General features: G+C 69.0%; 21 protein-coding genes, 2 pseudogenes and 1 riboswitch. Of the genes and pseudogenes, 12 read left to right on the forward strand and 11 right to left on the reverse strand.

All coding sequences use genetic code 11. The features are described 5' to 3' along the window. Window positions 1-209: 209 nt before the first annotated feature. Both NF4_RS19125 and NF4_RS19130 read left to right on the forward strand, forming a co-directional pair. On the forward strand, window positions 210-1,157 hold the full coding sequence (locus NF4_RS19125; protein WP_063128716.1) for a DMT family transporter: 948 nt from the start codon (window positions 210-212) through the stop codon (window positions 1,155-1,157). Between the two features lie 124 nt (window positions 1,158-1,281). After that, window positions 1,282-1,575, forward strand: coding sequence for an MTH1187 family thiamine-binding protein (locus NF4_RS19130; protein WP_063128717.1), 294 nt, complete (start codon window positions 1,282-1,284; stop codon window positions 1,573-1,575). A 20-nt stretch (window positions 1,576-1,595) separates the two neighbouring features. Here NF4_RS19130 and NF4_RS19135 read toward each other — a convergent pair whose 3' ends face one another. After that, window positions 1,596-2,183, reverse strand: coding sequence for a YdcF family protein (locus NF4_RS19135; protein ID WP_063128718.1), 588 nt, complete (start codon window positions 2,181-2,183; stop codon window positions 1,596-1,598). An 81-nt stretch (window positions 2,184-2,264) separates the two neighbouring features. Then, window positions 2,265-2,639, reverse strand: a complete 375-nt coding sequence (locus tag NF4_RS19140) for a MerR family transcriptional regulator (RefSeq protein WP_063128719.1) — start codon at window positions 2,637-2,639, stop codon at window positions 2,265-2,267. A 62-nt stretch (window positions 2,640-2,701) separates the two neighbouring features. On the opposite strand from NF4_RS19140, the gene NF4_RS19145 reads away from it, so the two are divergent. Next, complete coding sequence (locus NF4_RS19145) at window positions 2,702-3,589, forward strand: polysaccharide deacetylase family protein (RefSeq protein WP_063128720.1); 888 nt, start codon at window positions 2,702-2,704, stop codon at window positions 3,587-3,589. Here the strand turns inward: NF4_RS19145 and NF4_RS19150 are convergent. Continuing rightward, the gene (locus NF4_RS19150; protein ID WP_063128721.1) at window positions 3,570-4,766 is read right to left on the reverse strand and encodes a GNAT family N-acetyltransferase; all 1,197 of its coding nucleotides are present in this window, start codon (window positions 4,764-4,766) and stop codon (window positions 3,570-3,572) included. The genes NF4_RS19145 and NF4_RS19150 overlap by 20 nt on opposite strands. A gap of 99 nt (window positions 4,767-4,865) precedes the next feature. Beyond that, complete coding sequence (locus NF4_RS19155; protein WP_063128722.1) at window positions 4,866-6,179, reverse strand: aminotransferase class V-fold PLP-dependent enzyme; 1,314 nt, start codon at window positions 6,177-6,179, stop codon at window positions 4,866-4,868. A 45-nt stretch (window positions 6,180-6,224) separates the two neighbouring features. Next, a riboswitch (SAM riboswitch) is annotated at window positions 6,225-6,338 on the reverse strand. Between the two features lie 280 nt (window positions 6,339-6,618). Between NF4_RS19155 and NF4_RS19160 the strand changes: the two are divergent. Beyond that, window positions 6,619-7,699 (forward strand): annotated as a pseudogene (locus NF4_RS19160) (LLM class flavin-dependent oxidoreductase). Between the two features lie 16 nt (window positions 7,700-7,715). Here the strand turns inward: NF4_RS19160 and NF4_RS19165 are convergent. From NF4_RS19165 to NF4_RS19180, 4 genes are all read right to left on the reverse strand, one after another. Further along, window positions 7,716-8,747, reverse strand: coding sequence for an aldo/keto reductase (locus tag NF4_RS19165; protein ID WP_063128723.1), 1,032 nt, complete (start codon window positions 8,745-8,747; stop codon window positions 7,716-7,718). A 106-nt stretch (window positions 8,748-8,853) separates the two neighbouring features. Next, a complete protein-coding gene (locus tag NF4_RS19170) occupies window positions 8,854-9,591 on the reverse strand; it encodes an SDR family oxidoreductase (protein WP_063128724.1) in 738 nt (245 codons plus the stop codon). A 280-nt stretch (window positions 9,592-9,871) separates the two neighbouring features. Beyond that, window positions 9,872-10,510, reverse strand: a complete 639-nt coding sequence (locus NF4_RS19175) for a carboxymuconolactone decarboxylase family protein (protein WP_063128725.1) — start codon at window positions 10,508-10,510, stop codon at window positions 9,872-9,874. An 18-nt stretch (window positions 10,511-10,528) separates the two neighbouring features. Then, entirely contained in the window at window positions 10,529-11,095 is a 567-nt protein-coding gene (locus tag NF4_RS19180) for a VOC family protein (protein WP_063128726.1), read from the reverse strand. Between the two features lie 109 nt (window positions 11,096-11,204). On the opposite strand from NF4_RS19180, the gene NF4_RS19185 reads away from it, so the two are divergent. The 6 genes from NF4_RS19185 to NF4_RS19210 all read left to right on the forward strand — a co-directional run bounded on the left by NF4_RS19185 (window position 11,205) and on the right by NF4_RS19210 (window position 17,099). Continuing rightward, on the forward strand, window positions 11,205-11,837 hold the full coding sequence (locus NF4_RS19185) for a TetR/AcrR family transcriptional regulator (RefSeq protein ID WP_063128727.1): 633 nt from the start codon (window positions 11,205-11,207) through the stop codon (window positions 11,835-11,837). Between the two features lie 117 nt (window positions 11,838-11,954). Continuing rightward, window positions 11,955-13,214, forward strand: a complete 1,260-nt coding sequence (locus NF4_RS19190) for a CaiB/BaiF CoA transferase family protein (protein WP_063128728.1) — start codon at window positions 11,955-11,957, stop codon at window positions 13,212-13,214. Beyond that, the gene (locus NF4_RS19195; protein ID WP_063128729.1) at window positions 13,211-14,131 is read left to right on the forward strand and encodes a hydroxymethylglutaryl-CoA lyase; all 921 of its coding nucleotides are present in this window, start codon (window positions 13,211-13,213) and stop codon (window positions 14,129-14,131) included. The genes NF4_RS19190 and NF4_RS19195 overlap by 4 nt, the downstream gene beginning before the upstream one ends. Window positions 14,132-14,179: 48 nt before the next feature. Next, a complete protein-coding gene (locus NF4_RS19200; protein ID WP_063128730.1) occupies window positions 14,180-14,563 on the forward strand; it encodes a nuclear transport factor 2 family protein in 384 nt (127 codons plus the stop codon). Continuing rightward, window positions 14,560-15,738: an acyl-CoA dehydrogenase family protein gene (locus tag NF4_RS19205; protein ID WP_063128731.1), complete on the forward strand. Its 1,179-nt coding sequence runs from the start codon at window positions 14,560-14,562 to the stop codon at window positions 15,736-15,738. The genes NF4_RS19200 and NF4_RS19205 overlap by 4 nt, the downstream gene beginning before the upstream one ends. Beyond that, on the forward strand, window positions 15,735-17,099 hold the full coding sequence (locus tag NF4_RS19210; protein ID WP_063128732.1) for a phosphotransferase: 1,365 nt from the start codon (window positions 15,735-15,737) through the stop codon (window positions 17,097-17,099). The genes NF4_RS19205 and NF4_RS19210 overlap by 4 nt, the downstream gene beginning before the upstream one ends. Window positions 17,100-17,302: 203 nt before the next feature. Here NF4_RS19210 and NF4_RS19215 read toward each other — a convergent pair whose 3' ends face one another. The 3 genes from NF4_RS19215 to NF4_RS19225 all read right to left on the reverse strand — a co-directional run bounded on the left by NF4_RS19215 (window position 17,303) and on the right by NF4_RS19225 (window position 20,774). Next, window positions 17,303-18,835, reverse strand: coding sequence for a long-chain-fatty-acid--CoA ligase (locus NF4_RS19215; RefSeq protein WP_063128733.1), 1,533 nt, complete (start codon window positions 18,833-18,835; stop codon window positions 17,303-17,305). Window positions 18,836-18,886: 51 nt separating this feature from the next. Then, window positions 18,887-19,792 (reverse strand): cyclase family protein, encoded by a 906-nt coding sequence (locus NF4_RS19220; RefSeq protein ID WP_063128734.1) that lies wholly within the window; start codon window positions 19,790-19,792, stop codon window positions 18,887-18,889. Window positions 19,793-20,123: 331 nt separating this feature from the next. Continuing rightward, window positions 20,124-20,774: a nitroreductase family protein gene (locus tag NF4_RS19225; protein ID WP_063128937.1), complete on the reverse strand. Its 651-nt coding sequence runs from the start codon at window positions 20,772-20,774 to the stop codon at window positions 20,124-20,126. A 198-nt stretch (window positions 20,775-20,972) separates the two neighbouring features. On the opposite strand from NF4_RS19225, the gene NF4_RS19230 reads away from it, so the two are divergent. Together NF4_RS19230 and NF4_RS39345 are read left to right on the forward strand one after the other, a co-directional pair. Continuing rightward, window positions 20,973-21,464 (forward strand): MarR family winged helix-turn-helix transcriptional regulator, encoded by a 492-nt coding sequence (locus NF4_RS19230; RefSeq protein WP_063034379.1) that lies wholly within the window; start codon window positions 20,973-20,975, stop codon window positions 21,462-21,464. A 34-nt stretch (window positions 21,465-21,498) separates the two neighbouring features. After that, window positions 21,499-22,993: pseudogene (locus NF4_RS39345) on the forward strand (MFS transporter); the annotation flags it as partial.

Below are 22,993 nucleotides of genomic sequence, written 5' to 3' on the forward strand. Positions count from 1 at the left end.
CGCCGCCGACTGAACGCAAGACCTGATCGGATACCCGGGTCGTCCGGATCCGAAACGGTGCCGCACCTGCATATGAGATGCCCAGCACGGCAGCACGGTTGGCAGCCTACGCCCGGACCCCGGACCGGCTATCGATGTTTTCTCAAACTTGCGCTCGCATACGAGAAATTGTCTGGATCGAGCGGCGGCGGGCGAACTACGTTCGACATATGACCGAGTTGTCGCCCGGACGGGGGCGCGCACTGCTCGCCGCGGCCGTCACCGTCGTACTGTGGGCCTCGGCGTTCGTCGTCATCCGCACCGCCGGAGCGGACTTCTCGCCGGGAGCGCTGGCGCTGGGCCGATTGGCCTCGGGTTCGGTGGTTTTGGTGACGCTGCTGCTACTGACCGGCACCGGCCTGCCCCCGCGTTCGGCACTGCGCGGGATCATCGTATCCGGAGTGCTGTGGTTCGGGATCTATATGGTGGCCCTGAACTGGGCCGAACAATACGTCGACGCCGGCACCGCCGCGCTGGTGATCAATACCGGGCCGGTCATGATCGCTCTGCTCGGCGGACTGTTTCTCGGCGAGGGTTTTCCGAAACGGCTCATGACCGGTATCGCGGTGGCGTTCGCCGGAGCGGCCGTGGTGGGGTTGTCCAGTTCCGAGGGCGCGGCAACCGCGCTCGGCGTCGTGCTGTGTGTGGTGGCGGCCGCCGCCTGGGCGGTGGCGGTGCTCGTCCAGAAACCCGCGCTGGCGCACGCCTCGGCCCTGCAGGTGACCACCGGCGGATGTGTAGTGGGCACGGTCGCGTGCCTGCCGTTCACGGGGCAGCTGATCGGAGAGGTGGCCACCGCACCGCTGTCCGCCACCCTCGGCCTGGTCTATCTCGGCGTCTTCCCGACCGCCGTCGCCTTCACCACCTGGGCATACGCCCTGGCCCGGATGAGCGCGGGGCAGGTGGGCGCCACCACCTACGCGGTACCGGCGCTCGTTGTCGTGATGTCCTGGCTCCTCCTCGGCGAGGTGCCCGGCACGGTGGCATCGGCCGGCGGAGCTCTGTGCCTGGTGGGAGTCGCGATCACCCGGTGGCGACCGCGTGCACGCCGTGGTCCGGCCGCACGACCCGACCGCGACCTCGACGCGGGATCCGGTATGACGGCCGAAAGGCGGTAAGCGGACCGTCCCGGTGGCGCTCACGCGCCGACCCGCCGCGCGGTAGCGGGGTGGTTCGCACAGTCCTGCGTACGGTGAAGAGATCAGCGCAGTCATCCTCCACGACGACCAAGGAGAGTGCCCTATGCTTGCCGCCTTCTCGATCACCCCCATCGGCGCCGGCGAGAGCGTCGGGGATCAGGTCGCCACCGCGGTCCGGGTCATCCGGGACAGCGGACTCGCGCATCGGACCACCGCGAGTTTCACCGAGATCGAGGGCGAATGGGACCAGGTCATGGGTGTCATCAAGACCGCGACCGATGCGGTACTGGCCGAATCCGATCGGTGCAGCATCGTCATCAAGGCCGATATCCGGCCCGGCCGGACGGATACGCTGCACACCGAGGTCGAGTCGGTCGAACGCCGCCTCGCCGAGTGATCCCGCCAGCGACTCCGGGTCTACCGGGTGAGCGGCGCCGATACCCGGCCCCGCTTCGCGTAGCCGAGGACGGCGAACAGCGGTTTGAGAAAGGTCCACTCGCCGAAGCGGTATTCCGCGCCGCGCACCAGCCGGTTCGCGAGATCGGGGCGCATAACCGCCAGGTAGCGCCGGGCCTGCTCCGCGTGCAGCGGATTCGAGACGATTTTGATCCGGTCGGCCGCTTCGATCAGCGCTAGGGCGTTCTCGATGTTCTCCCAGGTGCTCCGCGAGGCGGTATCCAGCGCGACCGGACCGGACCAGCCGCGTTCCCGCGCATAGGCGGCCATCAGTTCGGCTTCCGACCGCGCGCCCCCGACCGCGCCGCCACAGAAGACCATCCGGGTATCGAGCCGGGGATCGCAGGAGCGCAGTGCGGCGCGCACCCGCCATCTGTTCAGCGCGTTGGCCGTCGCCGCCGCGTTGCGGAACCCGAGTACGACGACCGCTTCGCTCGCGCCGGTCGCGGACCCGACGAGCCGCCGCGACGACCGCCAGTTCACCCACTCTCCCCAGGCCAGTACGGCGACACCGGCGACGAGCAGTATCCGTGACGTCCTCACGGGCATCGGAGCGTACCCGTACGCGCGGCTGTTCCGCGATACACCAGAGCTACGATCCCGGCACGGTCGGTTACGCTGCGCGGCCGCTTACACCCCCTGCTCGCCGTATTCGCGTACCGCGCCGAGGTATTCGGTGATGGCGTCCCGGTTCCGTTCCAGACAGCGGATCCGTTCGGTCATCCGGTCCCGTTCACCTTCGAGGGTCGCGAGCATCTCGGGCGTCGCGTCCGGGAAGTAGATGGAACGCGGTTTGTCCAGGCACGGGAGAATCTGTTTGATGATCCGGGTCGGCAGCCCGGCATCGAGGAGTCCCCGGATCTGCAGTACGCGATCGACGAACCGCTCGTCGTAGCTGCGGTAGCCGTTTGCGCACCGCTGGGCGGCGATCAGGCCTTGTTCCTCGTAGTAGCGCAGCAACCGGCGTGAGGTGCCGGTGCGCCGTGACAGTTCCCCGATCCGCATTCCATCGACCTCGTCCGAACGATTTGACCTTCACATCTGTGTGAAGCTTCGACCATAGCCGAATGGACAACGAACTGTTCGACTACAGCGCCATCGTCGACCGCGAGCCGATCCGGTGGCCGGGCGGGGCACGCGTGGCGTTCTACGTGGGACTCAATATCGAGCACTACCAGGTGGATCGCCCCTCCACCAGTATCTTCGCCGGTACCGCCGGGCAGGTGCCGGACCCGCTCAACTACGGCTGGCGCGATTACGGCCCCCGGGTGGGGTTCTGGCGGATCCTGGAATCGCTGGACCGGCACGGCATCCGGGCCAGCGCACTGCTCAACTCCGAGGTGGTCGAGCATTACCCACGCCTCATCGAAGCCGGCCGGGAACGCGACTGGGCCTGGCTGGCACACGGCCGGAACAACTCCGTCCTGCAGGCCGAGATCGCCGCCGCGGACGAGCGCGCCTACCTCGCGGACGTGCTCGGCACCATCGAACGCGGCACCGGGAAGCGACCGCGCGGCTGGATGGGCCCCGCCCTCTCCGAGAGTTTCCGCACTCCGGAGTTGTTGCGCGAACTGGGCGTCGACTACGTCCTGGACTGGACCAACGACGACCAGCCCTACCCGTTGCGCGTCCCCGGGCTGTTCAGCGTGCCGTACTCGGTGGAGTTGAACGACAACACCCTGTTCCTCGGCACCGGGCTCACCGGCCCCGATTTCGTCCGGATCGTGCGGGACCAGCTCGACCGGCTGTGGGCGGACTCCGAAACGAGCGGACGCGTCCTCGCCCTGGCCCTGCACCCCTTCGTCACCGGGCAGGCGTTCCGGGCCCGGTACCTCGACGAGGCACTGGCCTCTATCGTCGAGCATCCCGGCGTATGGGTCACCACCAGCGACGAGATCGCGGCGCACTACGCGGCCACCCGGACCGGGGCGGCGGTCAGAAGTACGTCCCGCTGAACGGATGCTCGTCCACCTCGAACAGCGCGTCCGCGGTCGCCGCGGCGCCGGGCCGGTGCTCGGTGACGCGGCCCGCGAGCGCCAGGTGACGCCAGCGGGTACCGCCGAGGTAGGCGGCCGCCAGGGCCGCCACGTCGGCGCCTAGGTCCGCGGGCTCGTCCACCCGGGTGACCCCGCCGTCCTCGATCCGGTAATTGCCGGTGTTGGCGGACAGCATCGGATCGGTGACGGCGAGGACCAGCGGCCGGCCGGGACGATAGGCGCGGCGGGCCAGCGCGGCCGGGACATCGACCAGCCGCAACCAGGTCTCGTCGTGGATATCGGTGACCCGGACCGCCCGCTCGTCGGTCAGCAGATGCCGCAGCGGGGAGTCGGGCGAGATCGCGGACAGCACGACCACGTCGACGATATCGGCGCTGAGCAGATGACGGATGAGACCGACGAAGGCGGCGGGAGTCGTGGCGACGAGATCGTCGACGACCACGGTCCGGCGCGGGCCGCGCACCCATTCCACGGATTCGGCGGCACGATAGCGCACGAACCCGTCCTCCGAGCCGGGCTCCCCGTGCACGGCGACATGGCCCTGGGGCCGCAACAGCCCCTGTAACCGCCACCAGTACGAGGGGCGATCGATCGCCGCGGTCCACGTCACATCCGCTGTCGCGTAGATCTTGGCCGGTATCTCCCAACCGTCCGCGGGCGCGAGCAACCGGACCGGGCCGGCGGCCGGTACGGTTTCGCGGAAGCGGGCCCGGTGCACATCGATTTCACAGCGCGCCGACGAACCGGCGACGCCGTACCCGAAACGCTCATAGATTCCGCCCTGGGTCGCGCGCAGCGAGGCGACGACCTCCCCGCGTGCGGCGATCTCGGTGAGCTGCCGGTGCAGCAGCGCGGCCGCGATCCCCTGCCGCGCGTGGGTGGGCAGGACACCGACGTGCGTCACCGCGGCGTGCGGCAGACGCGCGCCACCCGGCGCGATCAGCCAGCTGGTGTAGGAATTCACCGTCCCGACCAGTTCACCGCCGACCCGGGCGCCGAGGGTGCGGCCGGGTTCGTTCAATCCGTCCGCGGCCTCGGCCGAGATCGGTGGACCCCCGACCATCGCGGTACGGAATACCTGTTGCGCGGCACGCGCATCTGCCGCGTCGGTCACTATATCGATGTCGACGGTCATCTCGGCTCACTCCGGAGGTTCGGGATCGGTGCGGGAATCCGGCGAAGCCGCAGGGCGCCACGGGATACCGTTAGTTTCTCTCACATGACGCGCGGTACGTCACACCGAGCACGGCGCGGAGCCGGTGTCCGGCCCCGTGGTCAGGCCGGGACGGGTCTCCGGAACCGGGTCCCAGCGGCCGTTTGAACAGGCGTAATCCCACTGCGGTCCGGCCGCGACCAGAATACGCACGGCGTCGAGTAGCCGATCCACGTCATCGGCGGTGGTGCCGAGGCCGATACTGGCGCGCAGGGCGGCGTCGAGCCCGAACCGGGCCAGCAGCGGGTGGGCGCAGAAGCGGCCGTCACGCACGCCGATCGCATGTTCGGCGGACAGATAGGCCGCGACCCGGCCCGGTTCGAAACCGTCCACGGTGAAGGCGACGATTCCCACGCAGTCGGTGCTGTCGCCGAAGATCCGGAGGCATCGGACACCGGCGATGTCCGCCAGCCCGGTGCGCAGCCGGTCGGTGAGCGCCCGTTCGTGCACCTCGGCGGGAGCGGCGAGTTCGGTGAGCGCCTCGCAGGCGGCCGCCAGCGCCGCGGCGCCCAGCACATTGGGTGAACCGGCCTCGTGCCGATGCGGGGCGGCCGCCCAGGCCGCGGTGTCCGAGGTCACCTCGGTGACCGCGCCCCCACCGGCCAGGTACGGCGGTGCGGCGTCGAGCCAGTCGCGGCGACCGGCCAGCACCCCGGCGCCGTACGGTGCGTACAGCTTGTGCCCGGAGCAGACCACATAGTCGATATCGGTGGCGCACAGGTCGATACGCCGATGGGGAGCCAGTTGGGCCGCGTCCACCAGGATCCGCGCACCGTGGCGATGGGCGAGCGCGGCCAGCTCGGTCAGCGGCAGGACCTCCCCGGTGACATTGGACGCGCCGGTGATCGCAAGCAGGGCAGCGGGTTTCGCGGCGAGTTCGGCGGCCAGACGGTCGACGGTCCCGGTGAGCGTGCCGGCGGCGGGCACCACCCGGCGTCCGCGTCCGGCCCAGGGCAGGAAGTTGGCGTGGTGTTCGATATCGAGAACCACGGTATCGCCGGGAACGCAGGTGGCGAGCAGGTTGAGCGCGTCGGTGGTGTTCCGGGTGAACACGACCTCCTGGTCGGCGGCGCAGCCCAGGAACTCGCGGACCGTTTCGCGGGCCACCTCGTAGCACCGGGTGGAGATCCGCGAGGCATACCCGGCGCCGCGGTGCACGCTCGCGTAGTAGGGCAGCAGATCGGCCACCCGTGCGGTGACCTGCGCGAGGGCCGGTGCGCTGGCCGCGTAGTCGAAGTTGGCGTAGGTACAGGTACCGCCCTGCACCAGCGGAACCCGCAGGTCGTCGCCGGAGACGCGGGCCGGGGCACGGGTGGGGTCGAGTACAGCGGTCATCACGCAATCCCGTCGATCGAGGGACTCCGGGTTCCGATTCGGCGGAGTCCGCGCTTGCCACGCTCGGTCGAGCAGCGGCCAGGTCGTCACCCGGGGCACCCCACCGCGGAGGAGGGTTGCCGGCCAGCAAGCCGGGGCTTCACGCTGGCACTCATGACCTGGTGTGAGGTTGGCAGACGGCCACCGGCTTGTCAACTCGACCCATCCGGGTCCACGCCCGCCGGTTCGGCGCGCGTCCTCGGAAACCACCTGTCCGTCGCGGTCCGCGGAGTCGCTGGTCTCGAATCGAAGACTACTCGCGTCGGTCATTTCGAATCACCATGATCCGGTCCGTAGCCCGGAAACGGATAGCGGCGCACTGTGTTTGTCCGGGTGATCACCCCCGACCCATCCGGTGCGCGCCTGTCCCGATCCACCCGGCCCCGAACGGAGATTCGCGATGCCAGACCGAACAGGAGTCGCCGCCCCGACGGCCGAATACCTCTGGTACATCCCCAACCAGGTGATTCCCGGGCATCGCGGTGACGCCGTCACCGCCGACCACAACAGCCTCGAGACGCTGACCGCGCAGGCGCGCGCACTCGAAGAATACGGGTGGCAGGGGGCGCTGATCGGCACCGGCTGGGGGCGCCCGGATACGTTCACCGTCGCCACCGCGCTCGCGGCCCGGACCACGACCTTCGAGCCGCTCGTCGCGGTCCGGCCCGGTTATTGGCGGCCGGCCCATTTCGCCTCCGCCGCCGCGAGTCTGGATCATCTCACCGGCGGTCGGCTGCGAATCAACATCGTCTCCGGCAAGGACGATCTCGCGGCCTACGGCGAGGCCGAGGAGGACCAAGCCGATCGGTACGCCCGCACCCGGGAGTTCCTCCGGCTGGTCCGGCGGCTGTGGACCGAGGAGAACGTCACCTACCGGGGTGAGCACTACCGGGTGACCGATTCCACCGTCACGCCGCGAATCACGGTGCGAGGGCCGCCCGCACCCGCTGCTCTACTTCGGTGGCGCGTCGGCGGCGGCCGAACGAGTCGCCGCGACCGAAGCCGATGTCCAGCTCTTCTGGGGTGAGCCGCTGGCCGGCGTCCGGGAACGCATCGAACGATTGCGCACGCTCGGTGACGAGCTCGGCCGTGCCCTGCCGCCGCTGCAGTTCGGGCTGCGGATCACCACCTTCGTGCGCGATACCACCGAACAGGCGTGGGCCGATGCCGAGGCCAAAGTTGCCGAGATGGCGAAAACGCACGATCGGAGCGCACCCCGGCGTGCGGCGGTCGGACAGCAGCGTCTGCTCGACCTGGCGGCGCGCGGCGAAGTGCTCGACGACAATCTCTACACCACCCCGGGCACCGTCGGTGGCGGAGGCGCGGGCACCACCTGGCTGGTCGGCTCCGCCGAGGACGTCGCGAAATCACTGCGCCGCTACCAGGATCTCGGCATCACCCATTTCGTGCTCTCCGATACTCCCTACCTGCCCGAGATCCGGCGCCAGGGCGCCCAGCTCCTGCCGCTGCTGCGCGACTGAGCCGGGCACACCGGAATCAGGGATTCAGCCCGGTTCCGTGGATGCCGTGCTCGTCGATGAGGGCGAGCTCGGCATCCGTGAGTTCCGGGAACTCGAGCGCGGCGAGGTTGTGGTCGAGCTGCGCCGTGCTGCTCGCCCCGATCAGCGCCGAGGTGACCTCGGGCCGCCGCAGCACCCACTGGAGCGCGAGCTGGGCCAACGACTGGCCCCGGGACGCGGCGATCTTGTTCAGTTCGGCGGTGCGCCGCCGATAGGTTTCGTCGATGGCCTCCGGTGACAGGAAGGTGCTGTCGGCCGCCCGGGCACCCTCGGGGATGCGCTCGAGGTACTTGTCGGTCAGCAACCCCTGTGCCAGCGGGGAATAGACGATGGCACCGAACCCGTCGCGCCGCGCGGTATCCAGCAGACCGTTCTGTTCGGGACGGCGGTCGTAGATGGAGTACCGGGCCTGATGAATGAGCAACGGCACGCCCGCGGCCCGGAGCAGTTCGGCGGCCTCGTGGGCGCGGTCGGGCAGATAGTTGGAGATGCCGATATAGAGCGCCTTGCCCTGCTGTACCGCGCTGACCAGTGCACCCACCGTTTCTTCCAGCGGGGTCCCGGGGTCGGGGCTGTGGTGGTAGAAGATATCGACGTAGTCGGTGCCGAGATCACGCAGACTGTGGTCGAGCGAGGTGAGCAGCGATTTGCGGGAGCCACCCTGCAGATAGGGGCTCGGCCCGATCGGATTCCCGGCCTTGGTCGACAGGATGAGTTCGTCCCGGTAGGGCGCGAGATCCTTGGCGAGCACTCGGCCGAAGTTCTGCTGCGCGGACCGATGCGGCGGTCCGTAGCGATCGGCATTGTCGAAATGGGTGATACCCAGGTCGAAGGCGTGCAGGATGATCTCACGCTGGGTCGCGAACGGGTAGTCGGTACCGAACTTCTGCCACAGTCCGAACGAGAACGCGGGCAGGTCGAGGCCGGAGTTGCCGCTGCGCCGGTAGGGAACTTTCTCGTAACGCTGCTCGGCGGCGGTATAGGTCAGGTCGTAGGGGCCGTAGCTCATCCGGACAGTTGATCACCCACGCCGCCCCGGGTGCGACGGGTCGGCTCACCCTGATCGAAATCTCCGCTCGAGGTGGCCGACCACTCGCGGGCAGCACGGCAGTGGCTCAGGCCACGCCGCCGTTGACGTAGAGAACCTGTCCGTCGACCCAGCGGGCCGGACCCGCCAGGAAGGCCACCGTCTCGGCGATATCGGCCGGTTCACCGAGGCGTTCCAGGGGTGACATCTGCGCGAGTCGTTCGATGGCGGCATCGTCCTTGCCGTCGAGGAACAGCGGAGTCGCGGTGGGGCCCGGGGCGACCACATTGACCGTCACATCGCGACCGCGCAATTCCCGCGCCAGGACCAGGGTCATCGCCTCCACCGCCCCCTTGCTGGCCGCGTAGGCGGCGTAGCCGGGCTGCTGGAGCCGGATCACCGAACTGGAGAAATTGATCAGCGCGCCGCCGGGGTTCAGTGTGCGGGCGGCCAGTTGCGAGACGACGAAGGTGCCACGGACATTGGTGCGGTGCATCCGGTCGAATGCGTCGAGATCGAATTCGGCCACCGGTCCGAGCAGCATGATGCCCGCGGTGTTGACCACCACGTCGATCCCGCCGAAGCGGTCGGTGATCTCGGTGAACAGCTGCTGCATCCGGGCGGGGTCGGCCACATCCCCGCCCATCGCGACGGCGGTCCCGCCGCCACCGGTGATGGCGGAGACGACCTCCCGGGCCCGGCCGGCGTTTCCGGCGTAGTGGACCACCACCGTCGTCCCGTCTGCGGCGAGACGCTCGGCCACCGCCCGTCCGATACCACCGGAACCGCCGGTGACCAGGGCGATGCGATCGGACGACGTGGGCACGAGGACCTCCTGGGACGACAGCGGGGTGCGGCACCGGGGCGGCGGCGCGCACGAGTTCCGCGTCGATCCTCGCACCGGCCACCGTGATCGACCTCCGACACGCGGACAGAACGCCCGGCGATCACCGCACTGTTCGATCCGGCCGCACGGACGGGGTGCCGGCCGGCCCACCATCAGACCGACCACCGGGAATGCTGCCATCGTCCCCCGCCGCGGCGGCCGCGGTCCCCCGGTTGGCCGCAGCTCGGGCCGAAACCCCGCCGCGCCCCGGTACCGTCGTTCAGGCCCCGGAAAGATCCGCCGACAGATCCCTGGCCTCGACACCCTCCGGCAGTTGAACCTCCTCGATCGGCTCCGGCCGATCGTCGTACTCGAGCCGCAGGGCCCGGCAGATCGTCGCGTGCATGTCGTACAGCGTGGTGATGTAGGTGAGTTCGAGGATCTCCTGATCGCTCAGCGCACCGCGCAGCACCTCGAAAACCTCGTCGGGGACTCGGCCGCCGTCGTAGACGAGCCCGTCGGTGTAGGCCAGCACAGCCCGCTCGAGCGGGGAGAAGACATCGCTGACCTGCCAGTGCGGGATGGCCGTGATCTTCGCCTCGGGCACCCCCAGCGAACGCATCTGCTTGCAGTGCTGGGAGAAGACGAACTGACTGCCGCGGGCGAAACCGGCCCGGCTCTGACCGAGTTCGCGCAGGGCCGGGTCCAGGGTTGCGTTGCGGTAGACGGCGAAACCCCGTACCGCGTGCCGGAACACCTCGGGTGACTGGGCGAAGACCGTCCACCAGTCGCCGGGGGTGGCATGGACGGTGCCGTGGTCGACGGCCGGATCTTTGTCCGGGCCGAAGAGCCGGTCGTAATAGAACAGGATTCGCTCGTCGGTGACTTCGGCACGGGGTACTTCACGCAACCTGGGCACGGTGGCGCTCCTTTCGGCTCAGTGCGCCGCGGGGACGCGGCGGTCGGCGGCGGTCTTCGGTTCGTGCGAGATATCGGCTTCGGTGAAGGTCCTGGTCCAGCAGGCGAATTCGAGCAGTACGCCGTCGGGGTCCTGGAAGTAGAACGAGCGCACGAAGGTGCCCGGGTGCACCTCCCGGGAGACTCCGGCGCGGCTGTCGTCGTGATTGAGCACGCGACTGACCTCGATCCCCTCGGCCCGCAACCGCTCGTAGTACTCGTCGAACTTCTCCGGTGGTACGGCGAAGGCGACGTGGTTCATCGAACCCACCGCGCTCACGAGTTCGCCGGCGTCGGGCAGACCCTTGGGTGCCGCCACGCCCGGCGCCGCGTCGGGTGCGTCGGCGAGCCAGAAGAAGGCGAGCGTATTGCCGTTACCGCAGTCGAAGAAGAAGTGCTGCCCCAGATCTCCGGGCAGTTCGATGGTTTTGATCAGTGGCATACCGAGTACACCCGTATAGAAATCGATGGTCCGGCGCATATCGGAGCAGACCAGCGCCAGATGGTTGATCCCGCGTAGCTCGTACCTCGGGTTGGGGGCGTTCATCGCAATCCTTCCTATGGGCGACAATGTCGCGTGAGCGGCCGTTCCGGCGGTCGCCGCAGGAGCAAAACATGACTTGACAGTCATGTCAGCTTCGGGAATAGTCTGTCCCGTGGCGAAGTCATCTGTCAACAGTTCCCCCGCCTCGGTCGACACCCTGACCCCGCGGGGACGCAAGACGCGTGACGCTCTGCTGGACGCGGCCCGCCGCGTCTTCGAGACGGTGGGATTCCTGGATGCGCGGGTGGAACTGATCGCCCAGGAGGCCGGGGTCTCCTACGGCACCTTCTACCGGTACTTCGAATCGAAGGACGATGTCTTCGGGGAACTGAGCAACCGGCTCTTCGAGGATATGCACCGGCGCGAGCCCGCGGCGGCCGATCTCTCCCCCGCCGAGCGGCTGATCGCCTCGAACCGGTCCTACTACCAGGCCTACCGGCGTAACGCGCCCCTGATGGCGATCATCGAACAGGTCGCGACCTTCAACGAGGAGTTCCGGCTGCTCCGGCACGAGCACCGCCGCCAGCTGATCGATCGCACGGCCCGCGCGATCTCCCGCTGGCAGTCCGAAGGCCTGGTCCCCACCGGCCTCGACCCCGAGCTGGCCGCCCGCGCCATGTCCGCCATGGTGGACCACACCCTGTACCTGTGGCTGATCCAGGGCGAGGACGCCGACGAGGAGGCACTGCTCGCGACCCTCGATCAGATGTGCGTCGGCGCACTCCATCTCGACCGAGCGCCCTGACCGGCACAGACGCGTCGTACCGCACGAACCCGGCCTCCTGGTGGGATCTCCCCGTCCGACCCGACGCCTCGTTCGCTACGACAGCTCCCACCCCCTGCCGTTTCGAGGAGGCAAGTAATGACAACGGATTCGCGACCCGGCGCGGACGCGCCGCCGCGCGGCCCGCTCGAGGGCTATCGCGTCCTGGAACTGGGGACGCTCATCGCGGGGCCCTACTGCGGCCGGCTACTCGGTGACCTCGGCGCGGATGTCATCAAGATCGAAGCGCCGGACCGGCCCGACCCGTTACGCGAATGGGGTCAGGCCGAAGGCGGCCACCAGTATTTCTGGACGGTCCACGCCCGCAACAAGCGTTGCGTCGGCATCGACCTGCGGACCGATACGGGCCGCGAGATCTTCCTCGAACTGGCCCGCACCGCCGATGTGGTGGTGGAAAGCTTCCGGCCGGGGACGCTGGAGCGCTGGGGAATCGGCTACGACGTGCTGACCGCGGTCTCGCCCGGGCTCGTACTCGCCCGGGTCTCGGGCTACGGCCAGACCGGGCCCTATTCTTCCCGGCCGGGCTACGCCTCGGTCGCCGAGGGCGTCAGCGGTCTCCGGTACCTCAACGGCTTTCCGGGCCAGGCCCCACCCCGTATCGCCCTGTCGCTGGGCGACAGCCTCGCCGGGATGTTCGCCTTCCAGGGCGTCCTGGCCGCCCTCCTGGTGCGGGAACGCACCGGCCGCGGGCAGATCGTCGACGCGGCGCTCACCGAGGCATCCCTCGCGATCCAGGAATCCACGGTGCCCGACTACCACAAGACCGGGCATATCAGGCAGCCGTCGGGAACCCGGCTGGACCGGATCGCGCCCTCGAATCTGTACCGCGCCAAAGACGGTCTGTGGGTCATCATCGCGGCCAACCAGGACACCGTGTTCGGGCGGCTGGCAGCAGCCATGGGCCGCCCCGAACTCGCGACCGACCCCCGCTATATCGACCACACCGCGCGCGGCCGCAACCAGGACGAACTCGACGAGATCATCGCGGCATGGGCGGTGGAGTTCACCGCGGCCGAACTCATCGACCTGCTGGCCGCGGCCGGTGTCGTGGCCGGACCGGTCAACACGGTCGCCGAGGTGATGGCCGACCCACAGTTCCTCGCCCGCGATCTTTTCGTCGATCACCGCGATCCCTCGGCCGAGCCCGCCGACCCCGGATACGACCCGATACCGGTGAAAGGCGTCGGCGTGGTACCAAAATTGAGCGAGACACCGGGCGGTGTCCGCTGGGGCGGACCCGGTCGCCCGGGTACCCATACCGATGAGGTCCTCGGCGAAATCCTCGGCTACACCCCCGACCGACTCGGCGAACTGCACGCGCAGGGAACCATCGCATGACCGCCCCGGCACAGGTCGATATCCGCGAGGTCGGGCCGCGTGACGGGCTGCAGATCGAGGCGCCCGTCACCACCGAGGCCAAACTCGAACTGATCGCGGCACTGGCGGCCACGGGAGTCGGCCGGATCGAGGTCACCTCGTTCGTGTCCCCGCGCGCCATACCGGCGCTCGCCGATGCCGAACTGGTCGCCGCCCGGCTACACCGCTGGCCGGACGTGACGTTCTCGGCTCTGGTCGCCGGACCGGGCGGGGTCCGCCGGGCGCTCGCCGCGGGCGTGACCCGGCTCGAGTACGTGGTGTCGGCTTCCGATGCGCACAGTGTCGCCAATGTCGACCGGACCAGCGAAGAGTCGATCGCCCTGATCGACCCCGTCGCCGAGATGGTCCACCGCGCGGGCGGCGAGCTGGAGGTGATCATCGCGATCGCCTTCGACTGCCCCTTCGACGGCCCTACCCCGCCGCACCGGGTCGCCGAGATCGCGGCGCGCGCCCGGGCGGCCGGCGCCGACAGTCTCTCGGTCGCCGACACCGTCGGCACGGCCACCCCGCGCCGGACCGCCGAGGTCGTCGACCTGGTCCACGCCGCGGTCCCCGGAGTGGAGATCGGGCTGCATCTGCACAACACCCGGGGACAGGGCCTGGCCAACGCGTGGTCGGGTTATCTGCACGGGGTCCGCCGATTCGACGCGGCTGCGGGCGGTTTCGGCGGCTGCCCCTTCGCGCCCGGTGCCGGCGGCAATATCGCGACCGAGGAACTGGTCTACCTGTTCGAGGACAGCGGTATCGCCACCGGCATCGATCTGCCGGCGACCCTCGCCGCAGCGAGCCTGGCCGCCGATCTGCTCGGCAAGACCGCCGACAGCAATCTGCTCCGCGCCGGTGGGCGCCTGCACCCCTCGTCCGCGCCCGGGCGCTGAACACCGCCGGGGCCATGCCACCGGTCATGCCGAAAGAAGAGGACATCGATGAACGATCTGGCCGATCGTTTCTTCGCCGCCGTCAGCGCGGGCGATGAAGCGACCCTGACCGAGCTGTACGCGCCCGACGCCCGGATCTGGCACAACGACAAGGGCACCGAGGAAACCGTCACCGAGAATCTGCGGGTCCTGCGCTGGCTCTCGCGCACCCTCGTGGACATGCGCTACGAGGACATCCGCCGGTACCCGCTGCCCGCCGGCTTCGCCCAGCAGCACGTCCTGCGCGGCGAACTCCCCGGATACGGGCTGCTCGAGGTGGCGGCGTGTCTGTTCGTCGAGGTCCGGGACGGACGCATCGCCCGCATCGCCGAATACGTCGACTCGGCGGCGACCCGGCCGCTGCGCGAGTTCACCACCGGCCGGAAGGGATGACGACGATGGATACCCGGCTCACCGAACTCACCGCGCGGATGCGCGGGTTCATCGACGACGAGGTCATCCCCCGGGAACCGGTGCTCGCCCGGGACGACGACACCGCGCGGGAGGCGCTCGCCGGTCTGCGCGCACGAGCGAAGGAACTCGGTCTCTGGGCACTCGGCCATCCCGCCGAGGTGGGCGGCGGCGGCCTGCCGTTCCTCGATTTCGTCTACCTCAACGAGATCATCGGCCGCTCGGAGTTCGGGCAGCTGGCGGTCGGTTCGGTCACCATGCAGGACACGATCATGCTGCATCTGCACGGCACCGAGGAACAGCGCCGGCGCTGGATCCCCGGGTTGGTGTCCGGGGATATCCTGCCGTCGGTCGGGCTCACCGAACCCGAGGTCGCGGGCTCGGACCCGACGCTGATCGAGACCCGCGCCGTACCCGACGGCGACAGCTGGGTGATCAACGGGCACAAATGGTTCACCACCGGAGCGGAGCAGGCGGCGTTGTGCACCGTGTTCGCCCGCACCGAACCCGACAGCGCGCCCCGGCACGCCCGGATCAGCGCGATCATCGTGCCGAGCGATACGCCGGGTTTCGAGATCGTGCGCTCGATCCCGACGATGGGACACGACCCCAGTGATCATTACGAGGTCCGTCTCACCGACGTCCGCGTCCCCCTGGACAGTCTGCTCGGCGAACGCGGCAAGGGCTTCGCGGTGGCCCAGGACCGGCTCGGTGCCGGTCGGATCTTCCACGGTATGCGCTGGCTCGGCCAGGCCCAGCGCGCCTACGAACTGATGTGCGCCCGTGCCAACACCCGCTTCGCGCACGGGTCGCTGCTCGCGGAGAAGGGCGAGATCCACCGCTATATCGCCGAATCCGCCGCCCAGATCCACGCGGCGCGGCTCATGACCCTCGACGCCGCGCGGGCGATGGACGCCGGAGCGGACTATCGCGTACGTGTCGGCCTGGTGAAGTTCTGGGGCGCCCGGATGCTGCACGATGTCATCGATCGCGCCATCCAGGTACACGGCGCGCTCGGCCTCACCGCCGATACTCCGCTGGAGCGGATGTACCGGCAGGCACGCTACGCGCGCGTCTACGACGGCCCCGACGAGGTGCACCGGATGTCCACCGCGCGGCGCCTGTTGCGCGACCCCGGGGCCGCACCGTGGCTGTGACGACGCCGTCGGCCACACTCGCCGAAGGAGTACGTGCCGTCCTCGCCGCCGCCACCGGCACCGAACTCACGGGCGCCGAGGTGCGCCGGCTCACGGGCGGCGCCAGCCGCGAGATCTACGCGGTGCGCGCTACCGATCACACCGGCCGCGAGAGCACCGCGGTGCTGCGCCGGGACCCGCCGGGCCGGGGCGAGATCGACCGGATGCGGGCCGAAGTGGCGTGTCTGCGCGCCGCGGCCGGGGCCGGGGTGCCGGTTCCCGAGGTACTCGCCTCCGGGGACACCGCGCCCGGTATCGATGCCCCGTACCTGCTGATGAACACCGTCCCCGGCGAGTCGATCCCGCGCAAGCTGCAGCGTGATCCCGGCTTCGCCGCCGTCCGTGCGCATCTCGCCGAGGATTTCGGCTACGTGCTGGGGCTGGTCCATCGCACACCGGTGACGACGCTCACCGCGCTCGACGACCGTGATCCCCTGGACGCCATCGAAAGAACCTATCGGGACCTGGCCGAACCCCGGCCCACGGTGGAACTCGGCCTGCGCTGGCTGCGCGACAACCCGCCACCCGATCGAGCGGCCTGCCTCGTGCACGGCGATTTCCGGCTCGGTAACCTGCTGATCGACGCCGACGGCATCCGGGGCGTACTCGACTGGGAACTGGCCCATCTCGGCAACCCGATCGAGGACCTGGGCTGGCTCTGTGTTCGTGCCTGGCGCTTCGGCGCGGCGGCACCGGTGGGCGGGCTCGGCTCCAGAGACCAGCTCCTGGACGGCTACCAGCGGGCCACCGGCGACCGGCCGTCGCCGGCCGAACTGCACTGGTGGGAAGTCTTCGGCACACTGAAATGGCTGGTGTTGAGCCGATTCCAGGCCGAACGCCATCTCGGCGGCGCCGAACATTCGCTCGAACTGGCCGCCATCGGGCGCCGGGTCTGCGAATCCGAGTACGACCTGCTCGACGTTCTCGGCCTGCTCGAAGCCTTTCCCGGCGACAGCGCACCGCAGGCCCCGGCGCCGACGGTCCACGATCGCCCGGACCTCACCGAGATCCTGGAGCTCGTGACGGAGACACTCACCGGGGAGATCGGCCCGGCTCTGCCGGAGGACGCTACCGCGCAACGCTATCTGCTGCGTATCTGTGCGTCCCTGCTGCAGATCGGCGGCCGGGAACTGCGAGCCGGTGCCGGGCCCTCGGACCGGGTGCGCGATCTGCTGCGCGCCCTGGACTGTCCCTCCGAGGCGGCCCTGGCCGAACGACTGCATGCGGGCACTCTCGCCGGCCGGGACGCGCGGGTCCGCGTCGCGGTGACCGCCGCTGTCGAGGCGAGGCTGCGGGTTTCGAATCCGCGCCGGCTCGGCTGACCCGGACCACACACGCTGCCGGACGATCCCCGCCCCGGGACCGTCCGGCAGCGCGTCGTCGGATCGGGCCTCCCGCGCACCTCACGACGAAGGACCCGGTTCCGGCTGTACAGCCGGAACCGGGTCCTTCGCCTTTTGCGCACCGGGTCGCCCCTGCTGCGGGGCCGGTCGGGTGGTCTGCCCACCCGACCGGCCCCGTTCCCTCATCTCGCAGGTGAGAACCGCTCGCGCAGCTCTCGTTTGAGGATCTTCCCGGTCACATTCTTGGGAAGCGCGTCCACGAACTCGACGCGCCGCGGCACCTGGAAACCGGCGAGATGCTCCCGGCAGCCGGCGATGATATCGGCGGCCGCCACGGTCGCTCCGGCTCGCGGCACCACGACCGCGCAGACCACCTCGCCCCAGGTCTCATCGGGTACGCCGATGGCGGCGGCCTCGGCGACCGCGGAATGCCGGTACAGCGCCTGCTCCACGGTGAGCGAGGCGACGTTCTCGCCACCGCTGATGATGAGATCCTTCTTCCGGTCGACGATGTAGACGAAGCCTTCGTCGTCCTGCCGGACCAGATCCCCGGTGCGGAACCATCCGTCGGTGAACGCGGCCTCCGTCGCCTGCGGATCGTTCCAGTAACCGGCCGTCACCTGATCGGCGCGTACGACCATCTCGCCGATCTCACCGACCGCGACATCGGCGAATTCGTCGTCGACGACCCGGATATCGGCCAAGCGCATCGGTTTACCCGCCGACATCAGCAGGCCCGTTTCGCCGGCTGCCGCCCGACGATGCGCCGCGGCATCCAGATGCAGCACATTGCCGGCGAGTTCGGTCATGCCCATGCCCTGGTAGAAGTCGCAGCCGAACCGCTGCAACCCCTCCCGCAGCACCGCGGCCGGAATCGCCGCCGACCCGTAACCGACCGCCTGCAACGTGGTCAGCCCGCTGGTCTCCAGCGCGGGGTCCCGGAGCAGGAAGCTGATCATCGTCGGCGCCAAACCGGTCTGGGTGACCTGCCATTCGTCCACCAACCGGAGGAACGTGGTGTTGTCGTAGGTCCGGAGGAACCCGACGGTGGCGCCCAGCAGATGGTTGACCAGCGTGACATATCCGCCGACATGGCACAGCGGGAAGCAGAACAGGAACACCGTGTCCTCGGGCAGGTCCCACTGCAACGCCGACGAGGTGACCCCGGCGAGGAGGTTGCGATGACTGAGCATCACTCCCTTCGGGGTACCGGTCGTCCCGCTGGTGTACACCAGCCAGGCGGTATCGTCGGCCGCCGGGCGTACCGGCGGCTCCACGGCCTCCGCCCCACCCACGAATTCCTCCCACGCCGTGGCCGATTCGACGGGACCGCCGATCGATACCACGGTGTGCACGCCGGGGATCTCCGCCCGGATCCGGGCCACCAGATCGGCGAATTCCGCGGCGACGATCAGCACCCCGGCGCCCGAGTGCCGCAGCAGCGCGGCCACCTGATCCGGATGGGACCGGAAGTTCAGGATGGTCAGCGCCATACCGGCCATCGGCACGCCGTAGTAGCAGTCGAAGTACTCCGTGCAGTTGGCGGAGAGGACGGCGACCCGGTCCCCGGGCGCGGCCACGCCCAGCAGGGCGTTGGCCAGCCTCCGGCTGCGATCGCGCAGCTCTCGGTAGCCGATCCGTTGGTCTTCGAACCGCAACGCGATACGGTCCGGATGTTTACGTGCGCCGTATTCGACGATGTCACCGACCAGCACGGGTCCTGCTTCCTTCCCACCGCGGCATCGCGATCGCGTTCATGGCCGTCCTCATCTGATCGCCAGCGGATTGATCGGCGAGCCGATGCCGCGGGTGAACTGCAGGGGCGGACCTGCGTAGAAGAAGTCGTAGCGGCCGTCGGCGGCACACGCCTCGGACAGATCCTCGAAGTCGAGCATCTCGGCGAGGGTCAGGCCCATATCCCGGATGAGCACCATATGGAGTTCGAACGCGGCGCCCGGGTTCTCGCCGGGCATCACCTCGACGGCCCAGTTGTCCGAGCCGACCACTGCCACATCGCGTTCCCGCAGCCAGGTCGCACAGTTCAGGCTCAGTCCCGGCTCTCCCGCCATGAACCCGGCGGCATCGCCGTCGGACAGGAACTTCTTGCGCCAGCCCGTCCGGATCAGCAGGATATCGCCCGCGCCGACCGTGACACCTTGGGCCGCGGCGACCTCGTCGAGTTCCTCGGGGCCGATCGCGGTACCGGCCTCGAGCCAGTCCACGCCGCGTGCCTTCGCGATATCGAGCAGGACACCGCGCCCGGCGATGCCGCCCGCCTGGGTGTGGATACCGCATTTGTCGGCGCCCTTGACCGAGACACCGTCCCCGGCGAAGCCGTTGTAGAGCTGGTCGTCGTAGTGCACGTGGGCGAGCGAATCGTATTGCGAGCCCGCCTGCAGCGGCATGAAGACGTAGTCGTCGGCCCATTTGAAACCACCGGGAAGCACCTGCTCCTGACCGTTCTCGGACATGAGCCGGATGGGGTTGATACGCGGGCCGCCGGGCTGCGGACCGTCCCCGTCGAGAGGGATCCCCAGATGGAAGACCTCGCCGGTCCGGATCAGGCCGGCCGCGGCGGCAACCCGCTCCGGGGTGATGAGATTCGTGGTCCCCCGCTCGTCGTCACTCCCCCAGCGACCCCAGTTGCTCACTTCTCGCCCGAGCGCGCGCATATCGGGAACTGCAGGCACCGATGCCTCCTGACTCACTGAGACTGACGTGACAGTCATGTCAACTTCCGTGGCAAGTGTGATCGCTGACACGCCACCTGTCAAGAGTCCGATGTTCGCCCGGCTCGGCGTCGGACGCCCCTGCTCCCGGCGGTATGCCCACCGCGCCGTTCGCCTCTACGTAGAACGCCCGCCGGGAGGCAATGCGGTCAACCTCCCGGTGGGCGTGCGGATATGCGGCACCGCAGCCGGATCGGCCGGCGAGGCCGGGCCCGCCCGCCGGTAGCGGAGCACCTACCCCGGCCGGACCCGGGCGAGGTCGCGAGAGGCCGGCCTACCAGCCTCCGATGTGCACGATCCGGTCCAGATCCGCGCGGGCGGCCGGCTTGAAATCGGTCCCCTTCGTATAGGCGACCGGGAGCAGCGCGCCCTGGGACACCGTGTCGTACGGGATTCCCAGGATGTCGGCGGCCTCGCGCTCGTAGCTCAGATGCAGGGTGGTCCAGGCCGTACCGAGCCCGCGGGAACGCGCGGCCAGGCAGAAGCTCCACACCGCCGGGAACAGGGACGACCAGTGGGAGGCGCTCTGCGCACCCGAGGCCCCGTCCACCCGCCCCTCGATGCACGGCACGAGCAGAGTGGGCACCTCGCCCATCTTCTCCGCCAGATACGTCGCCGAACTCGCGATACGCTGCCGGGCGGCGTCCTCCGGGGAGCCCGAACCGGCCTGGTTTCCGGGAAAGTACTTCGACGCCGCGTAGCGTTCGAAGGATTTCCGGTACAACTCCCCCAGCCCACGCTTGCGTTCGGCATCGGTGACCACGACCCAGTGCCAGCCCTGCCGGTTCGAACCGCTGGGCGCCTGGACCGCCAGTTCGATACACTCCCGCACGACCTCGAGCGGGACCTCGCGCTCGAGGTCGAGGCGCTTGCGCACCGCCCGGGTGGTGGACAGCAGTTCATCGGTCGACAGGTCCAGCTCTATCGGCACAATTACCCTTTCGATCGGACCGGATACAGCACCCGGTTCGGATATTCGGTTCCACCCGAGGCTAACCGAGCGGGCTTCCGGGGAGTCGGGCTCGAGCCGAGGCGCCGGTGTCCGTTTTGCGATAGTTGATTACCGCAAGCAACTGATCTATTTTTAGTTAGCGTAGTGAACTAATCATCGTTTGGAGCCACCGTGCCAGTCTCAGCGGATACCACACAGAACCTCCTCGGCGAGATGTTCCTCATCGGCCGTGCCCTCCGGAGCACGCTGGCCCATTCCGACGCGGGCCGGCTGCTCCCCGGCGGGCTCGGCGTCCTGTCCACCCTCGAGACGGCGGGTCCCTGCCGGCAGGTGGGCCTCGCGGCCGATCTCCGTATCACCCCCTCGGCGATGAGCCGGCACATCACCGAACTGGCCGCCGCCGGATACATCAGCCGCGAGGCCGATCCCAGTGACGGCCGCGCCAGCCTGGTCCGGCTGACCCCGGACGGCCAGGATCTGCTGCACCGCGTCCGGGCGTTGCACACCAGGCACCTCCAGGAAACCCTCGGCGATTGGACCGAGGACGACGTGGAACAGGCCTATCAGGTGATGCGCCGCCTCCGGAATTCCCTCAACTCCAGGGACCGCTGTGGCACGGCGGACGAGAACCCGCAGGTTTCGAAAGAGAGAGCCGATGTCTGACACCGAGGCGCCAGCCTCTCGCGATCCGCTCGCCATGAGCCATCGCGAAATCCTCGAAGCGATGACCGGTCTGCTGGCGGCGCTGTTCACCGCGCTGCTCAGCACGACCATCGTCGCCAATGCCCTGCCGACCATCATCGGTGATCTACAGGCTTCGCAGACCGCCTATGCCTGGGTCATCACCGCCGCCCTGCTCACCAACGCGGCCTCGACACCGATCTGGGGCAAGCTGGCCGACCTGTTCAACAAGAAGACGCTGGTGCAGCTGGGCATCATCATCTTCGTGGTCGGCTCGGTGATCGCCGGTTTCGCCCACGATGTCGGACTGCTCCTGGCCGCCCGCGCGTTGCAGGGCGTCGGAATGGGCGGGCTGACCGCACTGGTAGTCGCGATCATCGGCAGCATCATTCCGCCGCGTGAACGCGGGCGGTACTCCGGCTACATGGGCGCGGTCATGGCGGTCTCCATGACGGGCGGGCCGATCCTGGGCGGCGTCATCGTGGACAGCCCCCTCGGCTGGCGTTGGTGCTTCTTCATCTGCATTCCGCTCGCCGTGATCGCTCTGCTGCTCCTGCAGCGCACACTGCGGCTGCCGACGACCCGCAAAGAGGGCGTCAGCATCGACTGGCTCGGCGCCACCCTGCTCACCGCGGGTGTCTCGGTCCTGCTGATCTGGGTCTCGTTCGCCGGCAAGGCCGGGTACTACGAGTGGTGGTCCACCGAATCGGCACTCTACGTGGGCGGCGGTGTACTGCTGCTGGCGTTGACGGTGCTCGTCGAATCGCGGGTGAAGGATCCGATCATCCCGCTGAAGATCGTCACCGAACGCACTACCGCGCTGGCCATCCTCGCCTCGATCGCCGTGGGTGTCGGCATGTTCGGCGCCACCACGTTCCTCGGTCAGTATCTGCAGACCGCCCGCGGCTACTCCCCCACCGCGGCGGGTCTGCTGTCCTCGCCGATGGTGGCCGGGATGCTCGTCACCTCGGTGATCTCCGGTCAGCTCATCACCCGGTTCGGCAAGTGGAAGCCCTTCGTCGTCGGCGGCGCGGCCCTGCTGGTGGTCGGGTTCGCCCTGCTGGCCACCGTCGACCATGCCACGAACATCTGGCTGATCGGCTGCTTCATCACCGTCACCGGCGCGGGCGTCGGCATGATGATGCAGAACCTGGTGCTGGCGGTTCAGAACACCGTGAGCGTGCAGAACATCGGCGCCGCGTCCAGCAGCGTCGCCTTCTTCCGTACCTTCGGTGGCGCCATCGGCGTCTCGGTCCTGGGCTCGGTGCTGGCGACCCGGGTGAGCGAACTGTCCACCGCCCGTTTCGCCGAACTCGGCATCCACACCACCTCCTCGGGCAGCGGCAATCTGGACCTGAAGGCGCTGCCCGCCCCGATCGCCGAGATCGTGCGCTTTGCCTACGGTGACGCCACCGGCCGGATCTTCCTGATCGCCGCGGTGACCTGTGTGGTGGCGCTCATCGCCGCGACACTGCTGCCGAACCGCCCGCTGCGGCGCACGATCGATATCG

The organism is Nocardia fusca NBRC 14340, from assembly GCF_001618425.1.
In the GTDB taxonomy this organism is placed as follows: domain Bacteria; phylum Actinomycetota; class Actinomycetes; order Mycobacteriales; family Mycobacteriaceae; genus Nocardia; species Nocardia fusca.